This is a genomic window from Pedobacter sp. KLB.chiD, assembly GCF_047040275.1.
Classification (GTDB): domain Bacteria; phylum Bacteroidota; class Bacteroidia; order Sphingobacteriales; family Sphingobacteriaceae; genus Pedobacter.
On the sequence record NZ_CP178207.1, the window covers coordinates 3,957,933 to 3,981,725 of the forward strand.

A 23,793-nucleotide genomic window follows, 5' to 3' on the forward strand; every position below is an offset into this window, starting at 1 on the left:
AAAAAAATGAAAAACAATATAACAGGAAAAGACCTGATTGAAACAGGTTATACCGAAGGAAAAATACTGGGCATGGCTTTGGATATTTTGAAGGAAAACTTTGCAGATACCGAAGAAAAAGAATTGCTGGCCCTATTTAAAAAAGTAAAAGATTACCCGGAAAGTTTTTTGGATGATCCGGTTTTAAATACATTGGCAACAGCCATGATTGAAGAAGCAAATACTCCAAAAGACGAAACCATCGCGCTCGTAAATGAGGCGAAACCCTATGCGGTATTTGGCCCTGATTATATTGAAGAAGGTGCGAGAAACCAAATGGATATTGCCATGAAACTGCCGGTAGCCATAGCGGGCGCTTTAATGCCTGATGCACACCAGGGTTATGGCCTGCCTATAGGCGGTGTATTGGCTACCAAAAATGCCATTATCCCATACGGTGTAGGCGTTGATATTGGTTGCCGGATGGCGTTGAGCATTTTCGATATCCCAGAGAAACATTATTTTGGTAAAGATGCCATGTACAAGCGGGAACTGATTGCTTTTACCAAATTCGGAGCAGGCAGAGAGTTTAGGGGTTTGGAAAGAGCCGAACACGAAGTATTGGATAGTGAGGCTTTTAATTCAACTACTTTCCTTAAGAATTTACATGGGAAAGCCTGGGCACAATTGGGTACATCAGGTGGGGGTAACCATTTTGTAGAATGGGGGATTATTGATTTTGCCGAACGCGATGAGGTTTTAAATATAGATAGGGGCCGTTATGTGGCTTTGTTAACCCACTCCGGTTCACGTGGTTTAGGTGCTACCATTGCCGGTCATTATACCAAACTGGCCAAAGATATTTGTAAACTTCCGAGAGAGGCTGCAAATCTGGCTTATTTGGATTTAAATACCGCCGAAGGACAAGAATATTGGATTGCCATGAACTTGGCTGGTGATTATGCCTCTGCCTGTCATGAGGTAATCCATAAAAGATTGACCAAGGCCATTGGAGCAAAGGTTTTAGCCAAGGTAGAGAACCACCACAATTTTGCCTGGAAAGAACTGATCGATGGAGAGGAAGTAATTGTTCACCGTAAAGGGGCTACGCCAGCCGGCAAGGGTGTAATGGGGATTATCCCCGGCAGCATGACTGCGCCAGGATTTTTGGTGAGAGGAAAGGGAGAAACCAGTGCAATCAATTCAGCATCGCATGGTGCCGGCAGACAAATGAGCAGGACGAAAGCGATTCAATCCATCACCAAATCAGATATGAAGGCAATTTTGAAAGACCACAACGTGACCTTAATTGGTGCAGGTTTAGATGAAGCGCCAATGGCTTATAAAGACATCCATAAAGTAATGGCCGCACAAACCGATCTGGTTGATGTAGTGGCTAAATTCGAGCCCAGAATGGTGAGAATGGCTGATGATGGAAGCAGGGAGGATTAGTTTGGAGTCTTGAAAGCATCCAATTAGAGGAGTCGTCATCTCGACTGAAGCGCAGCGAAATGGAGAGATCTACAATAGATTTCCCGACTGCGTTGCACTGCGCTCGAAATGACGATCAAAACAAAACCCCTCTCCAAATTGAAGAGGGGTTTTATAATTTATAAATAAGTATCTATTTCAACTTACTTAAAGCTGTTTTAATTCTCGGTAACATGTCTTTAATATCCTGTAAAGTACAAGCGCCTACCGATGCCCTGAACCAAGGCATACTGTGTTCGTTTCCGAAAGCTGAGAATGGCACCAATGCAGCGCCGGCTTCCTTAATTAAATAGAAATTCACATCAGCACTATCTTTTAAAAGCTGACCATCTTCGGTCGTTTTACCGATGTAGTCAATTTTAATCGTAAGGTAAATGGCGCCCATCGGTTCAACCGCATCTACATTAAATCCTTCGGCCTTTAGATCATTAAAACCATTGTAAAGTGCGTTTAAGCTATCCTGGATCTGCGCTTTGAAGCTGGTCAAGAATGTATCAACCTGAGGCTTATTGTTAAAATAGTTTGACATGGCCACCTGTTCTGCTTTTGGTGCCCAGGCACCCATGTGGCCAACAAGCGCTTTCATCCGGTTTACAATATCCTCCGGACCAAATCCCCAGCCTACACGTACACCTGTTGCAGCCAGGCATTTAGAACTGCCATCCACAAAAATGGTAAACTCACGCATTGCCGGACGTAATGAAACCGGATTTACATGCACTTTACCAAAAGTTAAAAGTGAATAAATCTGATCATACATCAGGTACAATGGTTTTTCATCTGCTCCTCTGGTTGCATTTTCCTCCAAAACGGCATCACAAATCTCAGCCAAAGCATCAGCATCGAACATCGTACCTGTGGGATTTAAAGGTGAGCATAATGCTAATAAAGTAGCGCCTTTTAAATGTGGTTTTAACTGTGCGGCTGTTGGCATAAAATGATGCGCTGCATCGGTTTCAACTGCAATGGCATTTGCTGATGTTAGATGGCAATAGTGGTTATTATTCCACGATGGAGCCGGAAACACTACCGTATCACCCGGATCAATCAGGGCCAGAAAAGTAGCATAAATTAAAGGACGTGAACCACCTGAAACCAGAATACTGTTGGTATTATAGTCTAAACCAAACCTATCTTTCAACAATTCCGAAACCGTTTCGCGTAACGGCAAAACACCATCAGCAGGAGGATAATTGGTTTGATTGGCGTTGTAAGCCTCCACAATGCCGGCTTTTAACTCGGTCGGTATAGGGTAAATATTTGAATCGAAATCGCCAATGGTCAGGTTAGCAATTGATGCGCCTTTGCGCTTCATTTCGTTAACTTCGTTACCAATTTTTATAATTTCTGAACCAATTAAGGAATTGGCTATTACTGAAACTTTCATATTATGCTATTAAATCTGCTATTGCTTTATTCACCTTCTCGAAACCAAATTGTGCTAAAACAGCGTTCATGGTATCCGTAATTTGCTCGTTGCAAAGGTTGCCTATGCTGCCTTCGTGGGTATGGTGTATTTGGCTCGATGGTGCAAAAGTACCACTTTCAATCTGTTCGCCAACTATTTTGTAAGCTTCTCTAAACGGTACGCCCTGTAGCGCAAGCTCATTTACTACTTCAACGCTAAAGAGGTAATCGTATTTTTTATCCCGTAAGATATCATCCTTTATAGTGATGTTCCGGAACATAAATGTGGCGATTTCCAAACATTCGTTAAGCGAAGTAATGGCCGGGAAAAGATTTTCCTTTAACAACTGCAAATCGCGGTGATAGCCGGATGGCAGGTTGGTAATCATCATCGCAATTTCATTCGGCAAAGCCTGAATTTTATTGCAACGGGAACGGATCAGCTCAAAAACATCAGGATTCTTTTTATGTGGCATAATGCTCGAACCTGTGGTGAGCTCAGGCGGAAAACTAATGAACCCGAAATTCTGGTTGATAAAAAGGCAAACATCCATCGCCATTTTGGCAAGCGTTGCTGCTACAGCACTCATGGCCTGGGCCAAAATCCTTTCGGTTTTACCACGGCCCATCTGTGCATAAACCACATTATAGTTTAGGCTTTCGAAACCCAATAGTTTAGTGGTTAAAGTTCTGTTCAAGGGGAATGATGAACCATAGCCCGCTGCCGAACCTAATGGATTTTTATTGGTAATTTTCCAGGCGGCCAGCATCAGTTCCATATCATCAGCAAGACTTTCGGCATAAGCACCAAACCACAAACCAAAAGATGATGGCATGGCAATTTGCAGGTGCGTATACCCTGGCAATAATTTATCTTTATGGGTATTACTCAGTTCGATCAATTGGTTAAAGAAGATGGAAGCCTGATTAACCATATCTTCAATGCAGGCACGGAAAAAAAGCTTTAAATCGACCAAAACCTGATCGTTACGTGAACGGCCACTGTGGATTTTTTTACCCGCTTCGCCTATTCGTTGTGTAAGCAACCATTCTACCTGCGAATGAACATCTTCAACGGTATCTTCGATGGTAAAGTTTCCCGCTTCGATTTCAGCGTAAATATTTTTAAGCTCCTGCTGAACGGTTTTCAGCTCATCAGTGGTTAGCAGTTTAATGGATTCCAACATTTGCGTGTGAGCCAAAGACCCCAATACGTCAAATTTTGCCATTTGTAAATCCAGTTCACGATCTTGCCCAACCGTAAAGCGCTCCACAAATTTATCTACATCAATATTTTTTTGCCAAATCTTCATTTTAATTTATTTAACCGCAAAGAGCGCCAGACTTTTCGCAAGCACGCTAAGCTATTCTATTTTCTACTAAAGCGTTCACTGAGTTTTCACAAAGCATACCAGGCATTCAAACATTCAAGTTAGGCACCCAAAGCTTGCCTTCAACCTTAAAACCCTCAACCTTGAACCACTGGTTTCAACATATTCACATACCCTTCTACTCCTTCTGCAACCTCCCGTACATACAAAAATTCATCGGCCATGTGCGAGCGACCAGAAAAACCTGGACCAACTTTTACTGAAGGAATATCCAGCAAAGCCTGATCGGAGGTAGTTGGAGAACCATAAGTTGTTCTGCCCAGCGCAACACCGGCCTGAACAACCGGATGGTTTTTATCTATTGATGAAGGTTTTAAACGGATAGACCTCGGAGTGACATCACAATCTACGTTTGCGCGAATAATTTCCAATACCTCTTCATTGGTATAAGCATCCGTTACCCGTACATCAACCGTAAAAGTACAATTAGCGGGCACTACATTATGCTGCGAACCTGCATTGATAATGGTTACCGTCATTTTTAACGGACCAAAAACTTCCGATACCTTAGGGAACTGGTAGTTCCTGAACCATTCTATATCTTTCAATGCCTTATAAATGGCATTCTCCCCTTCTTCGCGGGCCGCATGCCCTGCTTTACCGTGCGATACACAATCCAATACCAGCAAGCCACGTTCAGCAATGGCCAGGTTCATTTCAGTAGGTTCGCCTACAATACCAAACTCAAGCTCGCCTAAATCAGGCAATACCAGCTCCAGACCATTATTACCTGAAATTTCTTCCTCTGCGGTAGCGGCCAAACAGATATTATATTTTAAATTTTCCTGATCGTAGTAGTACAAAAATGTGCCGATTAACGAAACCAGACAGCCACCAGCATCATTACTCCCCAGGCCAAAAAGCTTATCTCCTTCAATTGCGGCATCGTATGGATCGCGGGTATAACCCGAGTTCGGTTTAACCGTATCGTGATGTGAGTTTAACAATAAAGTTGGCTTATTAGCATCAAAATGCTTGTTATAAGCCCAAACATTATTCATCTTACGCTGGGTTTTGATCCCTCTCTCTTCCAGAAACTGCGCAATTAAATTAGCTGTCCGGTCTTCTTCTTTACTAAAAGACTGGATACGGATCAATTGCCGCAATAAATCCAGACTTTCCTTTTGTATATTTTCTAGCAACATAGTATCAAGTACTTAGCGTGAAGCATTAGGATAGCGTTAAAACCCTACACCTTCTACCTCACACCTTTAACCTTCTTTTGTGTACAAATTTCCTGCTTTTAAAGCCGAAAGTTTAATGCCTTTTATCAATGATGAACTAAAACCATTATGCTCCATTTCATTTAAGCCGGCAATGGTACAACCTTTTGGCGAAGTTACCTTATCTATTTCTGATTCCGGGTGTGTTCCATGTAATAAAAGTAAATCTGCCGCGCCTTTAGCCGTTTGAACAGCCATCTTTAAAGCCTCATCAGCATGGAAACCAATTTCTACACCACCTTGCGAGGCAGCCCTGATTGCCCTCAAGAAAAAAGCAATACCGCAAGCACAAAGTGCTGTTGCGGAGGTCATCAGATCTTCATTAATTTTTACTACAGATCCAACAGTTTCGAACATTTTGGTCACATCAGCGATATTTTCTGTTGAAGCATTATCGCTCGCCATGCAGGTCATCGATTGACCAATGGCAATTGCCGTATTTGGCATTACACGTACTACTTCAACACCCTCCCCTAGTTTTTCCCTAACAGCAGCACAGCTCACCCCCGATATTACCGAAATCACCAGGTGTTTAGCCTGAACAACGGAAGTTTGAATTTCATCTAAAACCGTATCTAATTGCTGGGGCAGAACGGCCAGAATTACCACATCAGCATCAATCACCGCCTGTTTATTGTTATTGCTAACTTTAAAACCAGCTTCGGCAAAAGACTTTAAATGATCGGTATTTCTTCGGGTAAGGGTAATGTCGGCAGCCTGGGCAAAATTGGCTTTAACCAATCCTTTAGCTAAAGATAAACCGATATTTCCACTACCAATGATGGCTATTTTTTTATTCATGTTGATTATAGTTTGTTTCAGATTGTTAATACAGCTTTTTCGTTTTCCGGAAAGCAATTTCAGTAAGGCCATTTAAAGGCAGTTCCTGCTATCCGCTTTACTTCGCTGCGCTCCGTGTTCGCTACTATCAGGTTTATAGGGCAATAACAGTATATTATCGGTTAATTTCCATGCAACGTCTCACCCTCTACCTTCAACCTTACTGCCTTCCGCCTTATTTCAGCATTTTGGTACCAAAAGCCCCGCTAGCCAATTCAGCCAGTTCATCTGCTTTTCCAATATACACCGCCGAAACGCCTTTTTTAATCGCTTCGAAAGCATTATGCAGCTTAGGGATCATTCCACCTGCTACCGTTCCATCAGCCTTTAAATTCTCAAAATCAACTGCTTTAATTTCCCTCACCACAGAACCATCATCATTTACATCCTTTAATACACCTTTTTTCTCAAAGCAATATACCAATCGTGTTTCGTATAATGCCGACATGGCTACCGCAACTGAAGATGCAATTGTATCGGCATTAGTGTTTAACAACTGGGTTTCTCCATCATGGGTAATTGCGCATAAAACGGGAACCAGTCCTGCTTTTAACAAACTGTCTAATGTAACCGAAGCAACTGAATTTTCATCTAAATCGCCAACAAAACCATAATCGATATCTTTAACCGGGCGTTTTTTCGCTTTAATAATATTTCCGTCTGCACCCGTTAAACCGATGGCATTGCTACCTTTCGCCTGCAACTGTGCAACCATATTTTTATTGATTAGTCCGGCGTAAACCATGGTTACAATCCGCAAAGTTTCGATATCGGTAATCCGCCTGCCGTCAACCATTTTGGCTTCGATACCCAGCGATTCGCCTAGTTCGGTTGCAATTTTTCCACCGCCGTGTACTAAAATTTTATCTCCGGGCAATGCCGTAAAATCCAGTAAAAACCGGTGCAGGTTTTCTGAATGATCAATTACATTTCCACCTATTTTTATGATTGTGAGTTGTTTCATTTTATTGAGCTTAAAGCTTAAAGCAAAATGCTGAAAGCTTTGGTCTTTTAGCTTTAGTCTTTCTTTTCTGCTTTACAATTCCTCCAGCATGGCTTTAATTACTGCCTGTGCTGCCCATAAACGGTTTCCTGCTTCGTGAATCACCAATGAATTTGGACCATCTAAAATCTCAGAAGATAATTCCAGATCGCGTCGAACAGGTAAACAATGCATAACTTTTGCGTTGTTGGTAAATTTAAGCTTTTCGTTATTCATCATCCATCCGTCAGGGTAGGTTAACACCTTACCGTATTCTTTATAGCTGCTCCAGTTTTTCACGTACACATAATCGGCACCAGCCAGGGCTTCTTCTAAATGATATTCAATTTTAGCGCCTGGTGTAAAATCTTCTGACAGTTCATAGCCTTCTGGCTGGGCAATCGTGAAATCGATCATACCTTCTACCTGAGCTTTGCACATCCACTCGGCAAATGAATTTGGCACAGCCTGCGGTAAGGCCTTAACATGTGGCGCCCAAGCTAAAACTACTTTAGGTTTGCGACCATCTGGTTGTTTGTTCCAGGTTTCATGAATGGTAATGATATCGGCAAAACTCTGCAAAGGGTGGCGGGTTGCACTCTCCAAACTCACCACCGGCACTGCACAATATTTTACAAATTTGTTAAAAAAATCTTCACTGTAATCTTCCTCACGGTTATTCAATTTCGGGAAAGACCGCAGTCCCAAAATATCACAATACTGGCCCATCACTGCAGCAGCTTCGCGGATGTGTTCCACAGTAGAACCATTCATCACTACACCATCCTGAGTTTCCAAAGCCCAGCCCTCTTTATCCAGGTTCATGACCATTACATTCATCCCTAAATTTAAGGCTGCTTTCTGCGTGCTTAAACGGGTGCGTAAGCTGGGGTTCATAAAAACCAAACCCAGGGTTTTGTTCTTACCTAAATGCTGATATGAATAAGGATTGGCCTTCAATGCCAATGCATCATTAACAAATTGTTTGATGCTCGGAACGTCATGTACGGAAGTGAAAAGTTTCATTTTTAATCTAAATTAATTATCCCGATCCGTCACCCTAAACTTGTTTCAGGGCCTCTTCAACAAGAGATGCTGAAATAAATTCAGTATGACGAATGAACTGATACACAATAGCTATTTTACTAATTTTTTAAACGCATCCAAAAACTCATCTGCATGCGCTTTGGTTAAATTTAACGCCGGAAGCAAACGGATTACGTTAGGTTTTGCCTCGCCGGTAAAGATAAAGTGCTTAAACAAAAGCTCTTTTTTAACATGAGCCAGTTCTTCTGGTAATTCGATACCAATCATTAAACCACGGCCACGAACCTCTTTTACCTGCTCAAATTTCTTTAATTCGGCAATTAAATAGGTTCCGATTTCTTCGGCGTTTTTCATCAGGTTATCCTGCTTCATAACTTCAAGCACAGCTAAAGCCGCCGCACAGGCCAAGTGGTTACCGCCAAAGGTTGTACCCAATTCGCCGTGCCAAGGTTTAAATTTAGGTGCAATAGCAATTCCGGCCACCGGAAACCCGTTGCCCATTCCTTTTGCCATGGTATACACATCGGCTTCTACACCCGCCCAATCGTGCGAATAAAATAAACCTGTTCTGCCATAACCACATTGTACGGAATCAGCAATATAAACCGCATTGTACTCATCGCATAGCGAACGGATTTTTTGCAGGAAACTTTTCGATGCTTCTTTAATTCCACCAACACCTTGTATACCTTCAATAATTACCGCACAAATTTCGTTACCCTGCGCTTTAAAAGTTGCTTCTAAAGCCACCTCATTATTATGCGGCAAAAAAATTACATTTTCGGTCTGGTTAACCGGCGCTACAATTTTAGGGTTATCGGTTACTGCAACGGCTAAAGAGGTGCGGCCATGAAAAGCACCATTAAAAGCGATTACCTTTTTTCTGCCGTTGTAAAATGAAGCGAGTTTAAGTGCATTTTCGTTTGCTTCTGCTCCTGAATTACATAAAAATAATTGAAAATCCTTTTTGCCCGATACTTCGCCCAGTTTCTCGGCCAGTTGTACCTGCAGAGGAATTTTAACCGAATTGGAATAAAAACCTACTTTGTTTAACTGATCGGTTAAACGGTTTACATAATGCGGATGGGTATGCCCAATTGAAATTACAGCGTGTCCGCCGTATAAATCTAAATATTGCTGTCCGTTAGCATCCCAAACATTGCTGCCGGCTGCTTTGGTAATTTCTATATCATTAAGTGGGTAAACGTCGAATAGTTGCATATTTTTAATAAGGTTTGAAGGTTGAGGGCGGGAAGGTAGAAGGTTGATGTTCTCTAACCTTTTCCACCGTTTCTCAAAAATTTAATAAATGCGATTAACATCGCCTTAATTTCATTAACGCTTTTATTTACGGCTTCGTAAACTTCCAAACTGACGTAAGCTAAGTCGCGAAGGAGAATAAAAGCATATTCTATTTCTTTGGTAGAGCCAAGTGCGTTATCAAGATAATGGACAAAATCCTTATCTGTGTTTTTACCACTTCCTTCTACAATATTTAGAGGTATTGAATAGGCGGCCCGCCGAATTTGTTGGGTTAAAGCAAATTTTTCTTCAACAGGCATGATAGGTAGGATTTCCTTATAAACCTGCAAAGTAAATAAGTGAGCCTTTTTCCAAACATCTAATTTTTGATAATCTCTCATAACTCATAAATATTTTGTATCCCTGCACCCAGGCCTTCCAGCCTTCAAACCTCCAGCCTTCCGCCTAGAAATTAGCAGCTTTAAGCTTCAAGCCGGCATCTTCCTTCAGTCCAAACATTAAGTTCATATTCTGAACCGCTTGTCCGCTGGCACCTTTTAACAGGTTATCAATAATGCTGATGATAAATAATTTATTGCCATGTTTTTCTACGTGCACCAGCGCTTTATTGGTATTTACCACCTGTTTTAAATCAACATTTCGCCGGCTTACATGGGTAAAAGGGTGATCGCTATAATAATCTTCGTAAATAGTTTGGGCTTCTTCTAAAGTTAAATCACTTTCCATATACATGGCCGCTAAAATACCCCGGGTAAAGGCACCTCGCTGCGGAATGAAATTTAAAGCATCGGCCAGCGAAGGTTGTAACTGCAATAAACTTTCACTAATCTCATTCAAATGCTGGTGTTCAAATGCTTTATAAATAGAGAGGTTATTGTTTCTCCAACTAAAATGAGAAGTTGTGGCTAAGCTCTGACCTGCACCTGTAGAACCGGTAGTGGCATTAATGTGCACTTCTTTCTGAATTAACCCTTTAGCAGCCAATGGCAATAAACCCAATTGAATACAGGTTGCAAAACAACCCGGGTTAGCTATGTTGCCTGCTGATTTAATTTTATCACGGTTCAGTTCTGGTAATCCATAAACAAATTCGCGGTTTTCGAATTTAGCTTTTTCTTTCAACCTGAAATCCTGAGATAAATCGATGATTTTAATACTTTCGCTGATTGGATTGGCAGCTAAAAACTTATTCGCATCGCCATGACCAACGCACAGGAAAAGCACATCAATATCTTGTGAAATGTCGCTTACAAATCTTAAATCTGTATCACCGATTAAATCGGTATGCACATCAGAAATTAAATTCCCAGCATTACTTGTGCTGTTTACAAAAGCAATTTCAACGTTTGGATGGTTAACCAGAATACGGAGCATTTCGCCTCCGGTATAACCTGCCCCACCAATTATTCCTGCTTTAATCATTGTTTTTAAGGTTTAGGGTATAGGGATTAAGGTGTAGGGAACGGGCGTATTAACCTTACGCCTTTTTACCCTAAACCTTAACCCTCGAGGCTATGCCTCATTATTTACTTTATGCCAGATCATTACCTGGTTACCGAATATTTTAGAGAAACCTTTTACATCTTCACCGCTCCAGGCGTTGTTCATTTCGCCGTAGCTGCCAAATTTGTTGCTCATCAAATCGTGGTCAGATTCAATACCTATAATCTGAAAGCGGTAGGGCAATAACTCAACAAAAACCTTTCCGCTCACAAATTTCTGTGTATCGGCCAAAAATGCCTCAATATTCCGCATAATCGGATCATGGAACTGACCTTCATGCAACCAGTTACCATAAAAAGAAGACAGTTGTTCTTTCCAGCTTAACTGCCATTTAGTTAAAGTATGTTTTTCTAACGTGTGGTGGGCTTTGATAATAATTACCGGGCCCGCAGCCTCGAAACCCACTCGGCCTTTAATACCGATAATGGTATCGCCCACATGGATATCGCGACCAATACCGAAAGGTTGGGCAATGGCCTGTAATTTTTGGATGGCTTTTACCGGGGGCAATTTTTCGCCATCAAGCGCTACCAGTTCACCTTTTTCGAAAGTAAGTTCAATTTTACGCGATCCGGTTTCTGAAACCTGGGTTGGCCATGCACTTTCTGGTAAGGTTTCGTTAGAGGTTAACGTTTCTTTACCCCCTACCGAAGTACCCCATAAACCTTTATTGATTGAATATCTCGCTTTTTCGGCACTATATTCAACACCATGACCGGCTAAATATTCAATTTCCGCTTCGCGTGACAACTTCAGATCACGGATTGGCGTAATAATTTCGACACCAGGAATCAGGATATTAAAAATCATATCGAAACGAACCTGATCGTTACCTGCTCCTGTACTGCCATGTGCCACATAATCAGCACCAATTTTCTTTACATAATTAGCAATTGCAGTAGCCTGACTTACACGTTCTGCACTCACAGAAAGCGGGTATGTTGCATTTTTTAACACATTGCCGAAAATCAGGTATTTAATACAGTCGTCATAATAGCCTTCTGTTTCATCCACCACTGCGTGCGATTTTACCCCTAAAGCGTAAGCCCTTTTCTCAATTTCCTGCAACTCCTCATCAGAAAAACCACCGGTATTTACAATCACCGAGTGAACTTCCAATCCACGGTCTTTCGCCAGATAAATACAACAAAATGAGGTATCTAATCCTCCGCTAAATGCTAAAACAACTTTTTTCATGCTATTTAAATAAAAGGGTAAATAAAAATAAAAGGGCTTTTAAGCCAGTTTTGGGCTTTTGTTTAACAACCAAACGTTGTTTGATGCGCATAAAGCGCTCATATAATTTGGGTTTTTTCTGCAGTTCTTCGGCAAACTGCTTGGCTACTTCGTGTTTCTTTTCGGCAGGATCGTAAAGCATGGCGGTACACATGCAGTTTTTACGCTCCTTCATTTTTAAAATTTCGAAGTTTACGCAGCTCTGGCAGCCTTTCCAAAATTCTTCGTCCTGGGTAAGTTCGCTGTAGGTTACTGGTTCATAGCCCAAGTCTGAATTTATTTTCATTACGGCCAAACCCGTTGTTAAACCAAATATTTTTGCTTTGGGATACAACCTTCTTGATAGACCGAAAATTTCATTTTTAATGGCTTTAGCCAATCCGGCCTTACGGTATTTCGGACTTACGACCAAGCCACTGTTGGCTACAAATTGTCCGTGACTCCAGGTTTCGATATAGCAAAATCCTGCCCATGAGCCATCTTTGTGGAAAGCAATAACCGATTTGCCCTCTTGCATCTTATTAGAGATGTATTCTGGCGAACGCTTTGCGATACCTGTACCACGTGCTTTCGCAGATTCGGCCATCTCGGTTACAATTTCTTCTGCAAATACACGATGTTCAGGAAGTGCGACCTGCACTATAAATTCGTTAATATCCATTCGTTTTCTAACGAAAAATTATAAGTATTCTTGTTAATTGGGTTTTTAGAGAGGATCAATTCCTCGTTATGTTTAGTTGAGTACTAAATACGTGGAGTGAAATTTTGCCGGCTTGTGGGATAAAAAAACACGGATTGAAAATGATTAATAAACAAACCTCTTCCCGACACTGTTTGTGCGGTGGAAACTGAAAGTTTATGTAAAATTTGTTTAATCATTTCTTGCGTATTAAAACGGCTTTAACTCTATTGAGGTGCAAAGGTTTAAATAAAAATCGAGTTACGCAATAATATTGTATTTTTTTTATGTTAAGCTTTCTATTTTATTGGATTAATCTGACTTACGTTAGTGCTTAATCCTCTGAAAAACATGCAGATTTTACATTTTAGTTTATCGGTTCAATACTCAATTTTCAGCGCTTTTAACAAAAGATACTAAACTTTAACATCTGCTTAACATCATTTAACATCTTCAAATAGTGTTTAAACCCAATATTTACATGCCTGTAGCGAATACCGCCTGGTTATCGTTTTATGGGTACTCCTTAACTATTAAATCAAATTTTAACTATATGACTAATTTTAAACCATTTCATTTCAAACCGATCTTTTTATTTGTGTTGATTGCTGTTACAGCGCTAACTTCATGTAAAAAAACCGAAACTGTAGATCCTACCATATCGTATTTAAGGGTAATTAATGCATCTCCATCTTTGGCCACTTACAATGCTTATTTTAATGGTAATATGGTCAATTCGGTAGCTTTGCCATTTGGAGGCGCTATTAGTTATCTTTCATCTGCTGCCGGCACTTACAGTTTAAAATTTACAACAGCCAGCAGTGCAGAGAGCTTATTAACCAAAAACATTAATTTGAATGCAAGTACCTATTACTCCACTTATTTGATTAATAAACCTGGTGCATTAGATGTTTATACCATCAGTGATGATCTAGCTATCCCATCAACAGATAAAGCCTACATCCGTTTTATCAACTTATCGCCTGATGCCCCTGCGCTAGACCTGGCCAAAACCAGTGCAACTACTTCGTTGGTTACCAATAAAGCCTATAAAAATACAAGTGGCTTCATTGCGGTAGATGCCGGAACGTATACATTGGACGCAAAGGACACTTCATCAGGCACAGTCAAAGCTACTTCGCAGAGCACCAGCTTTACGGCAGGTTATCATTATGATGTTATTTGTGGTGGTTTGGTAACACCTGCAAATGATACGGAACGACCATTGAGTTTACAGGTTATGATGATCAAATAACAGAAATAGCATTCAGCTCTTATGAAAAACGGCAATTTTCGATATGAAAACTGCCGTTTTTGATTTGTATTAAAGTAAGGAAGTATGTTCCCGTTAAGATGGGAGGAATGATTCTCTATTTTTTAGTTACATCAGGGAATTTAACCTCCACAACATAAGTACCCTCCATTTTGAGTCTCCAAGACCATCTTGGGTTTACAGAAAAACCAGGAGATGATGGAAAGCCATCGATAGTTGCAAATTGGCTGGGAATACGATAATACATTAAATATCCCCAATCTGTAGTTGACGTTACATATTTGGTTAACGGGAATGGAGCAATCTCAAAATCACAGATCATCGCTGTATCAGTTTTGATCACAGGATTAAACTTAGCATAGTTTTCAAAAACCGGACGGTCTCCTCGTTGTATAATCTCTCCGGCTTTCGGATTAAATACTTTTCCGTTTTTATCCACCATTTTCAAAATCGCCCTCGCGCCTAAAGATGAAATTTTCGTACAGGTGATGGTAGGTCTTCTCATCGGCGTTACGGAGCCATCAGCATCGTTAAATGCGTTAGCTACGTTATCAGTAATCTCGAATAGATCATCTATTGTTGGCTCTACCACATTGATCGTTGCCAGCTTAGGAAATAACTTAGTTCCTGTTCCGTTGCTCATTTCTACGTCGAATACATATCTTCCCAATGGTAAAAATCCAGAAGCCCTATTAAACGTTAATTGGCCACTCAACTCATTAAATTCCATCGGCTTCCTTTTTACCACCTCCCTTTTCTTATTTAGCAGCTCAAGGGTAACATCTGTTTCAGGATCAAAATTAGCCCCCGTTTTAAAAACAGTAATTTCATATTCTTTAGAGAATTCTGCAGGTGCAGGAGAACCATCTTCTTTTCTTAAATTGAGCAATTTATAGGTAAAAGGTGGTGTCGAACCATCTGCATTAATTCTATCCGATTGAAAAAGAGGCAAGCCTCTCTTCGCATAGATATTGTTGTCTTTATATCGGATGGCATCACTTAGAAAGCCATTTTGTATTTTTTTACATGCTACTACGCCCAACAAGAGTAATAAGCCTAAAATATATTTCATTTTCATAATTAATCGCGATTAAATTAATTGCCCAAAGATTGCGCATTAAAAAATAGCCTGTGGTATCCATTTAATACATGAACAATACCGTTGGTAGTAACAATTCCTGATGTCTGGCAGTCCACAGCCTTGTCTTTTTGTGAATCTGGAATGGTACTTTGATCCGCCTCCTGGTCATCACGGGTTCCGATCACTTTCGTATAAGTTACATAGTCTACATAATTAAGATACTGTGTATATTCATAAGAACGTCTCAACTTGATTAAATATTGAACATTTGGAATGGAACCCAATAAACTATTATAAAGCTTACCACCAACCGTCATCTGGTCCCTGTTGATCTTGCCCGCAAATAAATAGGTCTTCAATGAATCATTTAATTCCTGTGCCGGAATATCTTTGATACCGAAGTCAAAGTTTTCTGTTCCAAGCTGGATCGATTTCTGATATTTTTTAGCTTTTACATACTCAGCTATGCCATAATTTGTAGTTGCAAAAAGGGTTACATTGCCATTTACCACATCCTTTAAACCTGCCCTATCTATCACTTTTACTAAAGAATCGAAATTGCGGTTAGACTTTAGGTAATCGTAAGTACTCAAGTTTACGTTGGGATTACTTGGGCCACCATCCCTTTTATAATCATTTTTTTTACAGGCTGTTAGTGCCAGTAATATCAATGAAAGATATGCTAATATATTATTTTTCATATTTTTTAATCTCTAATAAAAACAACTTATACTTTACCCAACCAAAACGGTGTTTGTTTCAATAACGGATTGTTTCTAAACAATGCTGGGTCTACCGGCCAATAAAAACCTTCCCTTCTGAACCTGCTTTCGGTAAGCCAATCTACAATGAGTCCGTACCTTCTGGTCCTGAGCAAATCATAAAACAAATGACCCTCGAGGTACATTTCTTTACCACGCTCATAAGCATATTCATCCATTACCTGACTTACAGAACTTCCAGCCGGAATTAATACCGGATTTGGGTCATTTCTTTTTCTAAAATCATTGATAATACCAATAGCTGTCGCTGCATCCTTTTTGTAAAGTGCAATTTCTGCCTGAAGTAGTTTCATGTCACTCAGTCTGAAAATGATAATGTTGTTACTGAGATAAGGGTCTAATTTTTGGCCAGGATTTCTGTAACTTACATTACTGTATTTTACACACATTGGTCTATTCGGATTAGTGAGGTCAAATCCCTTTTTGTAACGGATATCGGTAGTGGTTTCGAAATGGTCATTAAGATATACAGGGGTTGTATAAAAACGTGGGTTGTTTCCATAACCTCTAATATAATTTTCATTTAAAAAATATGAGCCTATAGAAAAATTAGAACCTTCCAACGTATTCTCGCTAATGTTTATTTCAAAGATTCCTTCCGAAGAACGGCCAATAAAAGTGTTTTTATAATTAGCTGTATCTGCTAAAGCATACCCCCCTTTGCTAATCAAAGTGTTGATGGTGGTATCAGCACTGTTCACATCAGTCAAATTAGGTGCATCTACAGAAACATCAGACATGGTTGCTCTCCAAAGATATAAATGGGCTAAGAGGGCATATGCCGAGCCTTTATTTGCAGTAACCTTTGCGTCGCCGGAACTGGTGTAATTCCAGCTTAATAGATTAATGGCTTTTTTACAATCGCTTTCAATTAACTTCATCACCTCCGATTTCGGACTTCTTGGCAATTGTGGTGCATTGATCGGATCGTCATAAGCTTCTGTAACCAATGGTACATCACCCCATACCCTTACCATCATAAAGTAACTTAATGCACGAAGGAAATAGGCCTGACCAATTGCTGAATTCCGGAATTGTGCAGGATCGTCTTCAGCAGACAATTGCGTATCGTTCATGGCATTCACTTTCTTCAAAATCAGATTGGACATGGCAATACTTTTATAATACAGGCTATAATTTGCAAGCGTATTAAGGTTGTATTGAAAGGTAAAATCTCCATCCTGAATTCCTTCTAAACCATCTCCGGAATACTGGATCGTAAAATAGTTTTTGGCGATAGCATCACCATACATAAAGTAACGATTGTTTTTACTGGTAATCGCACTACGCATCATGGCATAATTACCGGCGAGAGCACTTCTTACATCCTTAGATGATTGCCAGAAGGTTTGCTCGTAAGGTGCATCCTTAGGTTCCTCATATAATAATTTTTTACAGGAACTTAGGGTAACCGCCGTAGCCACTGCGATAAGTACACCGATTTTTGTGATTATATTTTTCATTTATTTGACGATATTAAAATTGAACTTGTACACCTAAAGTATATTTTCTTGGAATAGGATATCCATTTCCATTATACTCCCCATATCCGTTTACGGCTTCAGCATCAGGTAATTTTTTTGATTGCTGGAACATATATACGTTATCAGCAATCGCGTATAATCTCACCTGACTTAAACCCAGTTTTCTTACGATTCTAGGACTAAAGTCATAACCTAAATTGATACTTTTGATCCTTGCATAACCACCTTTTTCAAGAAAGAAGGTTTGTGCACCGGTATAATAATAACGATAAGTACCCAAATCAAATTTCGCATACTCTGCCTGGTCACCAGGATTTTTCCAGATGTTTAAACGATCCAAATCCGGTGTAGAAAAACTGGCAAAATTATATACTGCATTGGCATCCTGAGAGTTTGCAAAACGATCCGAATCAAATAAGTTTAAGACGTCACGTTTGAAAGTGAATGTTACAAAAATCCCCAAAGAGAAATTTTTGTAAGAAAAGTTATTGGTCCAGCCACCGGTAAAACGTGGGTTAGGATCGCCAATTGGACCTTTATCCGGATTGATACCATCATTAAAGATATCCACAAAATAATCTCCATCCAGATCGGCCAGATAAAAATCACCAGGACTAAATGTACCGTTACTGTTTCTGTACCGCTCTCCGGTGTAAGGATTCTGCGGAATATCTGCTGAAGTAGAAAACACACCTTTTGTACGGTATAAATAGAACGCATTGATCGGACTTCCTACAGAAAGCACGTGGGTTTTATCAAATCGGTCTCCACTCAAAATAATGTCACGACCACCATTTGGCAAAGTCATGATCTGATTTTTGTTGTAAGAGATGTTAAAAGAGCTATTCCATTTAAACTCTTTACGGATAGGATTAGCCGTTAAGGTTAACTCCATACCTGCATTGCGTACTGAAAATGCATTGGTATAAGCATTGTCATAACCTGAAGTAACCGGCAAATCAACATTGAAAAGCTTTTGTTTTACTTCTTTATTATATACATCGAAAGAAAGGGCATATTTACCGTTATCGATTTCCAAATCGGTACCGATATTCCATTGTGTAGATTTCTCCCAGCTTAAATCCCTTTGTGCTACACCGTTTATGAAATTAGGCGTAATAGCAGTAACTCCGTTGTAAGAAGTAGCCCCGTTAACGCCATAGAATACACCATTAGCCATCCCGTTTCCTAAAAACCCACCATTATTAACTAAATATTTGTTGTATTGCACATAGGCATTTCTTTTATCCTCATTCCCTGTAGCACCATAACTTCCTCTGATTTTGATGAGTGTAAAAGGGTTACTGGATAAGTTTTTCATAAAGTTTTCTTCTGAAAGAAGCCATCCTGCTGAAACGGAAGGGAACACGCCATATTTATTATTTTCTCCAAAACCAGATGAACCGTCAGTTCTGATCGTTCCGGATAGAAGGTACTTGCCATCATAATCATAATTAAAACGGCCATAGTAAGCTACTAATCCATGTGCGATGTAGCTTGAATAAGCAGAAATATTTTGCTGTTTAAAACCGGTAACTGTCTGAACATAATCTGATGCCCCACCATAACCTGATGCCTGGGTAGATTGAAACAAGTTATACTCTATATCCTGACCCGCTACAGCACTAAAAGAATGTTTTTTAATGGCACCATTATAAGCCAGATAATTCGATGTTCTTAACCCAATTGCACTGGATGAGAAACTGGAAGAACTGTTGCCAAAACCGTTATTCAACAAACTACTCATACTTACATCCCTACGGGTATTGTCATTCGTGTAAGAAGATTGTGAATTTAAAGTAAAATGTTTATTAAACTCATATGTTAAGTTTAGATTGGCCCCAAATTGATTTGACACATTTCGGTTCAGGTTTTCACCGTCTTTACTTACGAAATAATCCAGTTTTTCAGGAGATATATTAAAGAACGAGGAAGGCAAATTCCCTGAACCGACTTTGGTAGGCTTAGATGGATCATTTGGATCTTCATTTCCCCTACCTCTGCTGGCACTTGAATAATAAAATATAGGGTTGATCATTAATTTTTTATTCATCGCTCTGGAAGTAAGGTTTAGGCGTGTGGTATACCGTTTAAAACCTGTTCCTTTTATAATACCATCTTCATCATAGTAACCTCCACTAAAACGATAAGTTGTTCCGTTATCGGTTCCACCGCTTATACTCAGGTTATTATCATTTATTTTACCTGTCTGATAAAATAAATCCTGCCAATCGGTATGGCCATTGAATGCCGGATTTAAGCTATCAGTAAGGATATAAGGCAATTGTACACGCTGATCGTAACTAAGCTGTCTTTGAAGCACTTCCATTTTTTGCCTGCGTTCCGTAGTACCCATGGTTGCCTGCCTTAAGTTAGGGCGTTGTACCATGCCATAATAAGAATTAAAGGTTACTCTCGTATCGCCACCGGTACCTTTTTTGGTTGTAATTAAAATTACACCATTGGCTGCTCTCGAACCATAAATAGCCGCTGCAGAGGCATCTTTTAATACGTCAATAGATTCAATGTCATTCGGATTTAGACCAGCCATATAGTTGGTACCTGTACCTGTACCTGGCGGTACATAATCATCAGAAGATTGAGGAACACCATCCACCACATAAAGCGGTGATCTCACTACGTTAAACTGATCATAACTCGTGCTACCTGTCGAGTTACCCCTTACCGATACCGTAGGTGCCACACCTGGCTGGCCAGTAAAGTTCTGAACGTTCACTCCGGATAAACGGCCCTGTAATAACTGATCAAAACTTGCCGCGGGTAAGTTAGCGAGTTCTTTACCAGAAATACTTGAAATTGCCGCAGTGGTTTTTTTTCTGGTAATTTTTTGGTAACCAATAGTAACCACCTCGTTGAGTGTATTATTATCCTCTTCCAAAGAAAAATTTACCGTACCGCTTGCGGATACCGGTTTTTCAAGCGAACGATAACCCACTATCCTCGCCATGATAATGGCATTATCTTTTTGTACTGTTAAGGTAAACTTTCCCTCAGCATTGGTGGCAGTACCGTTCTTGGTACCCTTTTCAATGATTGAAACCCCGGGAATTGGTTTTTTGTCCTGATCTACAACTGTTCCCTTGATGGTTTTCTGGGCGAAAGCCAGCCAGGGGATAAGTAGAAAAAACAATGTTGCTTTTAAAATTTTTACATAGCAATGTTTTGTAGAAGTTTTTTCCATTGATGTCTAGTTAGTTTAGTTTAATAATATTTTAAAAGTATCAACATTTTTACCTGGTGGTTAACAACTTTTTAGCTAAATAAACCCATATTTTAACTTAAAAATTTAACATTAATTAACCTTTACTTTTAGAACATCACACTTTTACAATTAAAAAAGTGCCTCTACGTGATGCTAATGGCTATTTTTAAGAAAATAAGTCTTATTTTAATCCTTTTTCGGAATACCTCTGGCTAATTAATTAGCAATCAAATTTTGATAGGCGATATAGAAAAAATGTCTCAATCGTACACGCTAAAACGATAAACTAATGTTTTAGTAAATCAGTATTTTCCAGGATGGGAAAGCTGCCTAAATACCTGCAGATTTGCCCAATTTAGAATAATTCAAAATAATTTGGATTATATGATTTTGTGATGTTATTTTGCGACTGTTTAGATTTAATCCAAATAAACATCAAAATGTTCAAGATCAAATTATACAGTTTTACTTTACTATTTACTTTTATCAATATACTTTGCTTTGCTCAACAATCTGCAACAATTAGGGGTACGGTTACTACATCTGATGGAAAAACAGCCGCATATATTTCGGTAGGCTTGAAAGGGAAAGGCCTTGGAAACATGACCAATGATCAAGGTATCTTCGAAATACCAAGAGTTAAACCGGGTTCGTATATTTTACGCGTATCAGGCGTTGGCATCCAGAGCATCGAAAAATCGGTTACCATCACTGCGGGAGAAAACAAAACAGTTGATTTTGTGATCAGCCAGAATTCGAACCAACTCCATGAGGTGAATATCAATAAAGGCAAAGCCAATAAATATAACGTCCAAAAAAGCGATTACGTAGCTAAAATGCCGATCAGCAATCTGGAAAACCCTCAGGTTTATACCACCATTACCAAAGAAACATTTAATGATCAATTGATCTTTTCTGTTGATGATGCTACCCGTAACGCAGTTGGTATTCAAAAAATGTGGGAATCAACCGGACGTGGCGGTGATGGTGGCGCATATTACGCATCAAGGGGCTTTATCGTACAATCGAAACTGAGAAATGGAATTGCTGGTAATGTAACCAGCCGTAACGATGCAGCCAACATAGAAAGTGTTGAAGTTATTAAAGGTCCATCAGCCACTTTATTTGGCAGCACCTTAACCTCTTATGGAGGTTTAATTAACCGCATCACTAAAAAGCCTTTCGAAGGTTTGGGCGGAGAGGTTACCTATTCGACAGGTAGCTACGATTTAAACAGGTTAAGTACCGATTTTAATTTTCCTGTTGATAAAACCAACCATATTTATGCCCGTATCAACGCATCTTATAACTATAAAGGCTCTTTTCAGCAAAACGTATTTGACAGGGGTTTCTTTGTGGCACCAAGCTTGGCCTACAGGGTAAACGATAAGTTGGATTTTACATTCGATGCTGAAATCGCAAATGGTAGTAACACCTTAAAACCATTTGTTTTCTTCTATTTTCCGGTAAAAGACCTCGGTTTTGATCGGGCTGATCAGGCTGGTATACCTTACGATAAATCGTTTACAGGTGATGTGATGAAGCAAAAATACAACAGTACAACTTTCTTCGGCCTGGCCAATTATAAATTTAACGAAAACTGGTCATCACACACCAGTTTTTCATCCAGCTATAGTTTTTCTAATGGCCGCGGCACTTACCTGTTCTTAGTTCCAAACAACTATCCGCCATTAGGCAACCCAGCTGCTACACCAGGTGCCGACTTCATTTCAAGGGCAGATCAATCAACTGATAACAGTAAACTTTACAACTACGAAATTCAACAAAATTTTAACGGCACTTTCAACCTGGGATCAATGAAGAACAGGCTGGTTTTAGGTTTGGATTATTTACGTCAAAATTCCGATCAATTGTTTTATGGAATCGATAGTTTCGATTTAACCAATAAAAACGGCACGGGCAGCAATTATAATAATTTCACAGAGTTCAATTTGGCAGCCGTTTATGCAGCAAATACCTATTCCAAATATCCCATTAATTTTAAATCGAATACTTATAGTGCCTATGCCTCTGATGTAATTAACCTAACCGACAGGTTAATTGCTTCAGCTGCCATTCGGGTAGACCGTTTTGATAATAAAGGTAATTCTGACCGCTCAGGTTCGGCCCCAAAAGGAGCTTATAAACAAACCGTTTTCTCACCAAAATTTGGTTTGGTATTTCAACCTGTTAAAGATCAGTTATCATTGTTTGCCAATTATCAAAATGGATTTAACAATCTTAACGGTATAGATTATAAAGGCGACGCATTTAAGCCCGAGCAAGCCAATCAGATAGAAGGCGGTGTTAAAAGTAATCTGTTTAATGGTAAGTTAACCGGATCGGTATCTTATTATTATATCAAAGTGAAAGATATTGTAAGGGGCTACAATGGCGATCCCGCTAATCCAAATGCACAGATTCAGGATGGAAACAAAATCAGCAAGGGTATTGAAGCTGAAATTGTAGCCAATCCTTTAAATGGTTTAAACATTATTGCGGGTTTTGCTTATAACGATAACCGCTTGGAAAATGCATCTCCGGATGTTGAAGGAAGACGTGATGCCTATTCAGCTGCGCCTTATTCTGCAAACTTATGGATCAGTTACAAGTTTGCTGCAGGTCCGTTTAGGGGCTTTGGTTTAGGTGCGGGTGGTAATTATGCCAGCGATAACAAAATTGTAAACAGCGTAAGCCAGGGCGTATTTATCTTACCTGCCTACGAAGTTTTTAATGCTTCCGTATTTTATGATCATCCAAGGTTCAGGATCGGAGCAAAAGTTGACAACTTGACCGATCAGAAATATTGGACAGGTTATAGTACCATGAATCCACAGGATTTAAGAACCTTTACCGGAAGTGTTACCTACAAATTCTAATAAAATCCGATAATTATTTAAGATAACTGT

The 23,793-nt window shown here is 39.7% G+C and carries 18 protein-coding genes; 3 read left to right on the top strand and 15 right to left on the bottom strand.

The window, feature by feature from the left end; translation table 11 throughout:
* Positions 1-6 precede the first annotated feature (6 nt).
* Complete coding sequence (locus ACK1I8_RS16210) at positions 7-1,431, top strand: RtcB family protein (RefSeq protein WP_412466357.1); 1,425 nt, start codon at positions 7-9, stop codon at positions 1,429-1,431.
* A gap of 172 nt (positions 1,432-1,603) precedes the next feature.
* Here the strand turns inward: ACK1I8_RS16210 and ACK1I8_RS16215 are convergent, their stop codons facing one another.
* The 11 genes from ACK1I8_RS16215 to ACK1I8_RS16265 all read right to left on the bottom strand — a co-directional run bounded on the left by ACK1I8_RS16215 (position 1,604) and on the right by ACK1I8_RS16265 (position 13,023).
* On the bottom strand, positions 1,604-2,857 hold the full coding sequence (locus ACK1I8_RS16215) for a pyridoxal phosphate-dependent aminotransferase (protein ID WP_412466358.1): 1,254 nt from the start codon (positions 2,855-2,857) through the stop codon (positions 1,604-1,606).
* 1 nt (position 2,858) lies between these two features.
* Entirely contained in the window at positions 2,859-4,190 is a 1,332-nt protein-coding gene (gene argH, locus ACK1I8_RS16220) for an argininosuccinate lyase (RefSeq protein WP_412466359.1), read from the bottom strand.
* 155 nt (positions 4,191-4,345) lie between these two features.
* Positions 4,346-5,413, bottom strand: coding sequence for a M20 family metallo-hydrolase (locus ACK1I8_RS16225; protein ID WP_412466360.1), 1,068 nt, complete (start codon positions 5,411-5,413; stop codon positions 4,346-4,348).
* Positions 5,414-5,479: 66 nt separating this feature from the next.
* On the bottom strand, positions 5,480-6,292 hold the full coding sequence (proC, locus tag ACK1I8_RS16230; protein ID WP_412466361.1) for a pyrroline-5-carboxylate reductase: 813 nt from the start codon (positions 6,290-6,292) through the stop codon (positions 5,480-5,482).
* A gap of 214 nt (positions 6,293-6,506) precedes the next feature.
* Positions 6,507-7,295: an acetylglutamate kinase gene (argB, locus tag ACK1I8_RS16235; protein WP_412466362.1), complete on the bottom strand. Its 789-nt coding sequence runs from the start codon at positions 7,293-7,295 to the stop codon at positions 6,507-6,509.
* A gap of 72 nt (positions 7,296-7,367) precedes the next feature.
* Complete coding sequence (locus tag ACK1I8_RS16240) at positions 7,368-8,339, bottom strand: acetylornithine carbamoyltransferase (RefSeq protein ID WP_412466363.1); 972 nt, start codon at positions 8,337-8,339, stop codon at positions 7,368-7,370.
* A 111-nt stretch (positions 8,340-8,450) separates the two neighbouring features.
* Positions 8,451-9,581, bottom strand: a complete 1,131-nt coding sequence (locus ACK1I8_RS16245) for an aspartate aminotransferase family protein (protein WP_412466364.1) — start codon at positions 9,579-9,581, stop codon at positions 8,451-8,453.
* A gap of 53 nt (positions 9,582-9,634) precedes the next feature.
* Positions 9,635-10,003 (bottom strand): four helix bundle protein, encoded by a 369-nt coding sequence (locus tag ACK1I8_RS16250; protein WP_145857302.1) that lies wholly within the window; start codon positions 10,001-10,003, stop codon positions 9,635-9,637.
* 64 nt (positions 10,004-10,067) lie between these two features.
* A complete protein-coding gene (gene argC, locus ACK1I8_RS16255) occupies positions 10,068-11,045 on the bottom strand; it encodes an N-acetyl-gamma-glutamyl-phosphate reductase (RefSeq protein ID WP_412466365.1) in 978 nt (325 codons plus the stop codon).
* A gap of 90 nt (positions 11,046-11,135) precedes the next feature.
* A complete protein-coding gene (gene argG, locus ACK1I8_RS16260; RefSeq protein ID WP_412466366.1) occupies positions 11,136-12,323 on the bottom strand; it encodes an argininosuccinate synthase in 1,188 nt (395 codons plus the stop codon).
* A gap of 1 nt (position 12,324) precedes the next feature.
* On the bottom strand, positions 12,325-13,023 hold the full coding sequence (locus ACK1I8_RS16265) for a GNAT family N-acetyltransferase (protein ID WP_134204214.1): 699 nt from the start codon (positions 13,021-13,023) through the stop codon (positions 12,325-12,327).
* Between the two features lie 571 nt (positions 13,024-13,594).
* Here ACK1I8_RS16265 and ACK1I8_RS16270 point away from each other — a divergent pair.
* A complete protein-coding gene (locus tag ACK1I8_RS16270) occupies positions 13,595-14,296 on the top strand; it encodes a DUF4397 domain-containing protein (RefSeq protein ID WP_412466367.1) in 702 nt (233 codons plus the stop codon).
* 115 nt (positions 14,297-14,411) lie between these two features.
* On the opposite strand, the gene ACK1I8_RS16275 is transcribed toward ACK1I8_RS16270, so the two are convergent.
* Genes ACK1I8_RS16275 through ACK1I8_RS16290 form a run of 4 tightly spaced genes read right to left on the bottom strand, consistent with a single transcriptional unit; the run spans position 14,412 to position 20,863 of the window.
* A complete protein-coding gene (locus ACK1I8_RS16275; RefSeq protein ID WP_412466368.1) occupies positions 14,412-15,392 on the bottom strand; it encodes a DUF5007 domain-containing protein in 981 nt (326 codons plus the stop codon).
* A gap of 17 nt (positions 15,393-15,409) precedes the next feature.
* Complete coding sequence (locus tag ACK1I8_RS16280; protein ID WP_412466369.1) at positions 15,410-16,096, bottom strand: hypothetical protein; 687 nt, start codon at positions 16,094-16,096, stop codon at positions 15,410-15,412.
* A gap of 26 nt (positions 16,097-16,122) precedes the next feature.
* The gene (locus ACK1I8_RS16285; protein WP_412466370.1) at positions 16,123-17,640 is read right to left on the bottom strand and encodes a RagB/SusD family nutrient uptake outer membrane protein; all 1,518 of its coding nucleotides are present in this window, start codon (positions 17,638-17,640) and stop codon (positions 16,123-16,125) included.
* Positions 17,641-17,653: 13 nt separating this feature from the next.
* Positions 17,654-20,863 carry a SusC/RagA family TonB-linked outer membrane protein gene (locus ACK1I8_RS16290; RefSeq protein ID WP_412466371.1) on the bottom strand — a complete coding sequence of 1,070 codons (3,210 nt, stop codon included), beginning with the start codon at positions 20,861-20,863 and terminating at the stop codon, positions 17,654-17,656.
* 461 nt (positions 20,864-21,324) lie between these two features.
* Between ACK1I8_RS16290 and ACK1I8_RS16295 the strand changes: the two genes are divergently transcribed.
* Positions 21,325-23,763, top strand: coding sequence for a TonB-dependent siderophore receptor (locus ACK1I8_RS16295; RefSeq protein WP_412466372.1), 2,439 nt, complete (start codon positions 21,325-21,327; stop codon positions 23,761-23,763).
* Positions 23,764-23,793: the final 30 nt, after the last annotated feature.

Bases quoted from the DNA above. Each gene is read 5' to 3' on its own strand.
- ACK1I8_RS16210 (WP_412466357.1), top strand. From the start codon at position 7: ATGAAAAACAATATAACAGGAAAAGACCTGATTGAAACAGGTTATACC.
- ACK1I8_RS16215 (WP_412466358.1), bottom strand. From the start codon at position 2,857: ATGAAAGTTTCAGTAATAGCCAATTCCTTAATTGGTTCAGAAATTATA.
- argH (WP_412466359.1), bottom strand. From the start codon at position 4,190: ATGAAGATTTGGCAAAAAAATATTGATGTAGATAAATTTGTGGAGCGC.
- ACK1I8_RS16225 (WP_412466360.1), bottom strand. From the start codon at position 5,413: ATGTTGCTAGAAAATATACAAAAGGAAAGTCTGGATTTATTGCGGCAA.
- proC (WP_412466361.1), bottom strand. From the start codon at position 6,292: ATGAATAAAAAAATAGCCATCATTGGTAGTGGAAATATCGGTTTATCT.
- argB (WP_412466362.1), bottom strand. From the start codon at position 7,295: ATGAAACAACTCACAATCATAAAAATAGGTGGAAATGTAATTGATCAT.
- ACK1I8_RS16240 (WP_412466363.1), bottom strand. From the start codon at position 8,339: ATGAAACTTTTCACTTCCGTACATGACGTTCCGAGCATCAAACAATTT.
- ACK1I8_RS16245 (WP_412466364.1), bottom strand. From the start codon at position 9,581: ATGCAACTATTCGACGTTTACCCACTTAATGATATAGAAATTACCAAA.
- ACK1I8_RS16250 (WP_145857302.1), bottom strand. From the start codon at position 10,003: ATGAGAGATTATCAAAAATTAGATGTTTGGAAAAAGGCTCACTTATTT.
- argC (WP_412466365.1), bottom strand. From the start codon at position 11,045: ATGATTAAAGCAGGAATAATTGGTGGGGCAGGTTATACCGGAGGCGAA.
- argG (WP_412466366.1), bottom strand. From the start codon at position 12,323: ATGAAAAAAGTTGTTTTAGCATTTAGCGGAGGATTAGATACCTCATTT.
- ACK1I8_RS16265 (WP_134204214.1), bottom strand. From the start codon at position 13,023: ATGGATATTAACGAATTTATAGTGCAGGTCGCACTTCCTGAACATCGT.
- ACK1I8_RS16270 (WP_412466367.1), top strand. From the start codon at position 13,595: ATGACTAATTTTAAACCATTTCATTTCAAACCGATCTTTTTATTTGTG.
- ACK1I8_RS16275 (WP_412466368.1), bottom strand. From the start codon at position 15,392: ATGAAAATGAAATATATTTTAGGCTTATTACTCTTGTTGGGCGTAGTA.
- ACK1I8_RS16280 (WP_412466369.1), bottom strand. From the start codon at position 16,096: ATGAAAAATAATATATTAGCATATCTTTCATTGATATTACTGGCACTA.
- ACK1I8_RS16285 (WP_412466370.1), bottom strand. From the start codon at position 17,640: ATGAAAAATATAATCACAAAAATCGGTGTACTTATCGCAGTGGCTACG.
- ACK1I8_RS16290 (WP_412466371.1), bottom strand. From the start codon at position 20,863: ATGGAAAAAACTTCTACAAAACATTGCTATGTAAAAATTTTAAAAGCA.
- ACK1I8_RS16295 (WP_412466372.1), top strand. From the start codon at position 21,325: ATGTTCAAGATCAAATTATACAGTTTTACTTTACTATTTACTTTTATC.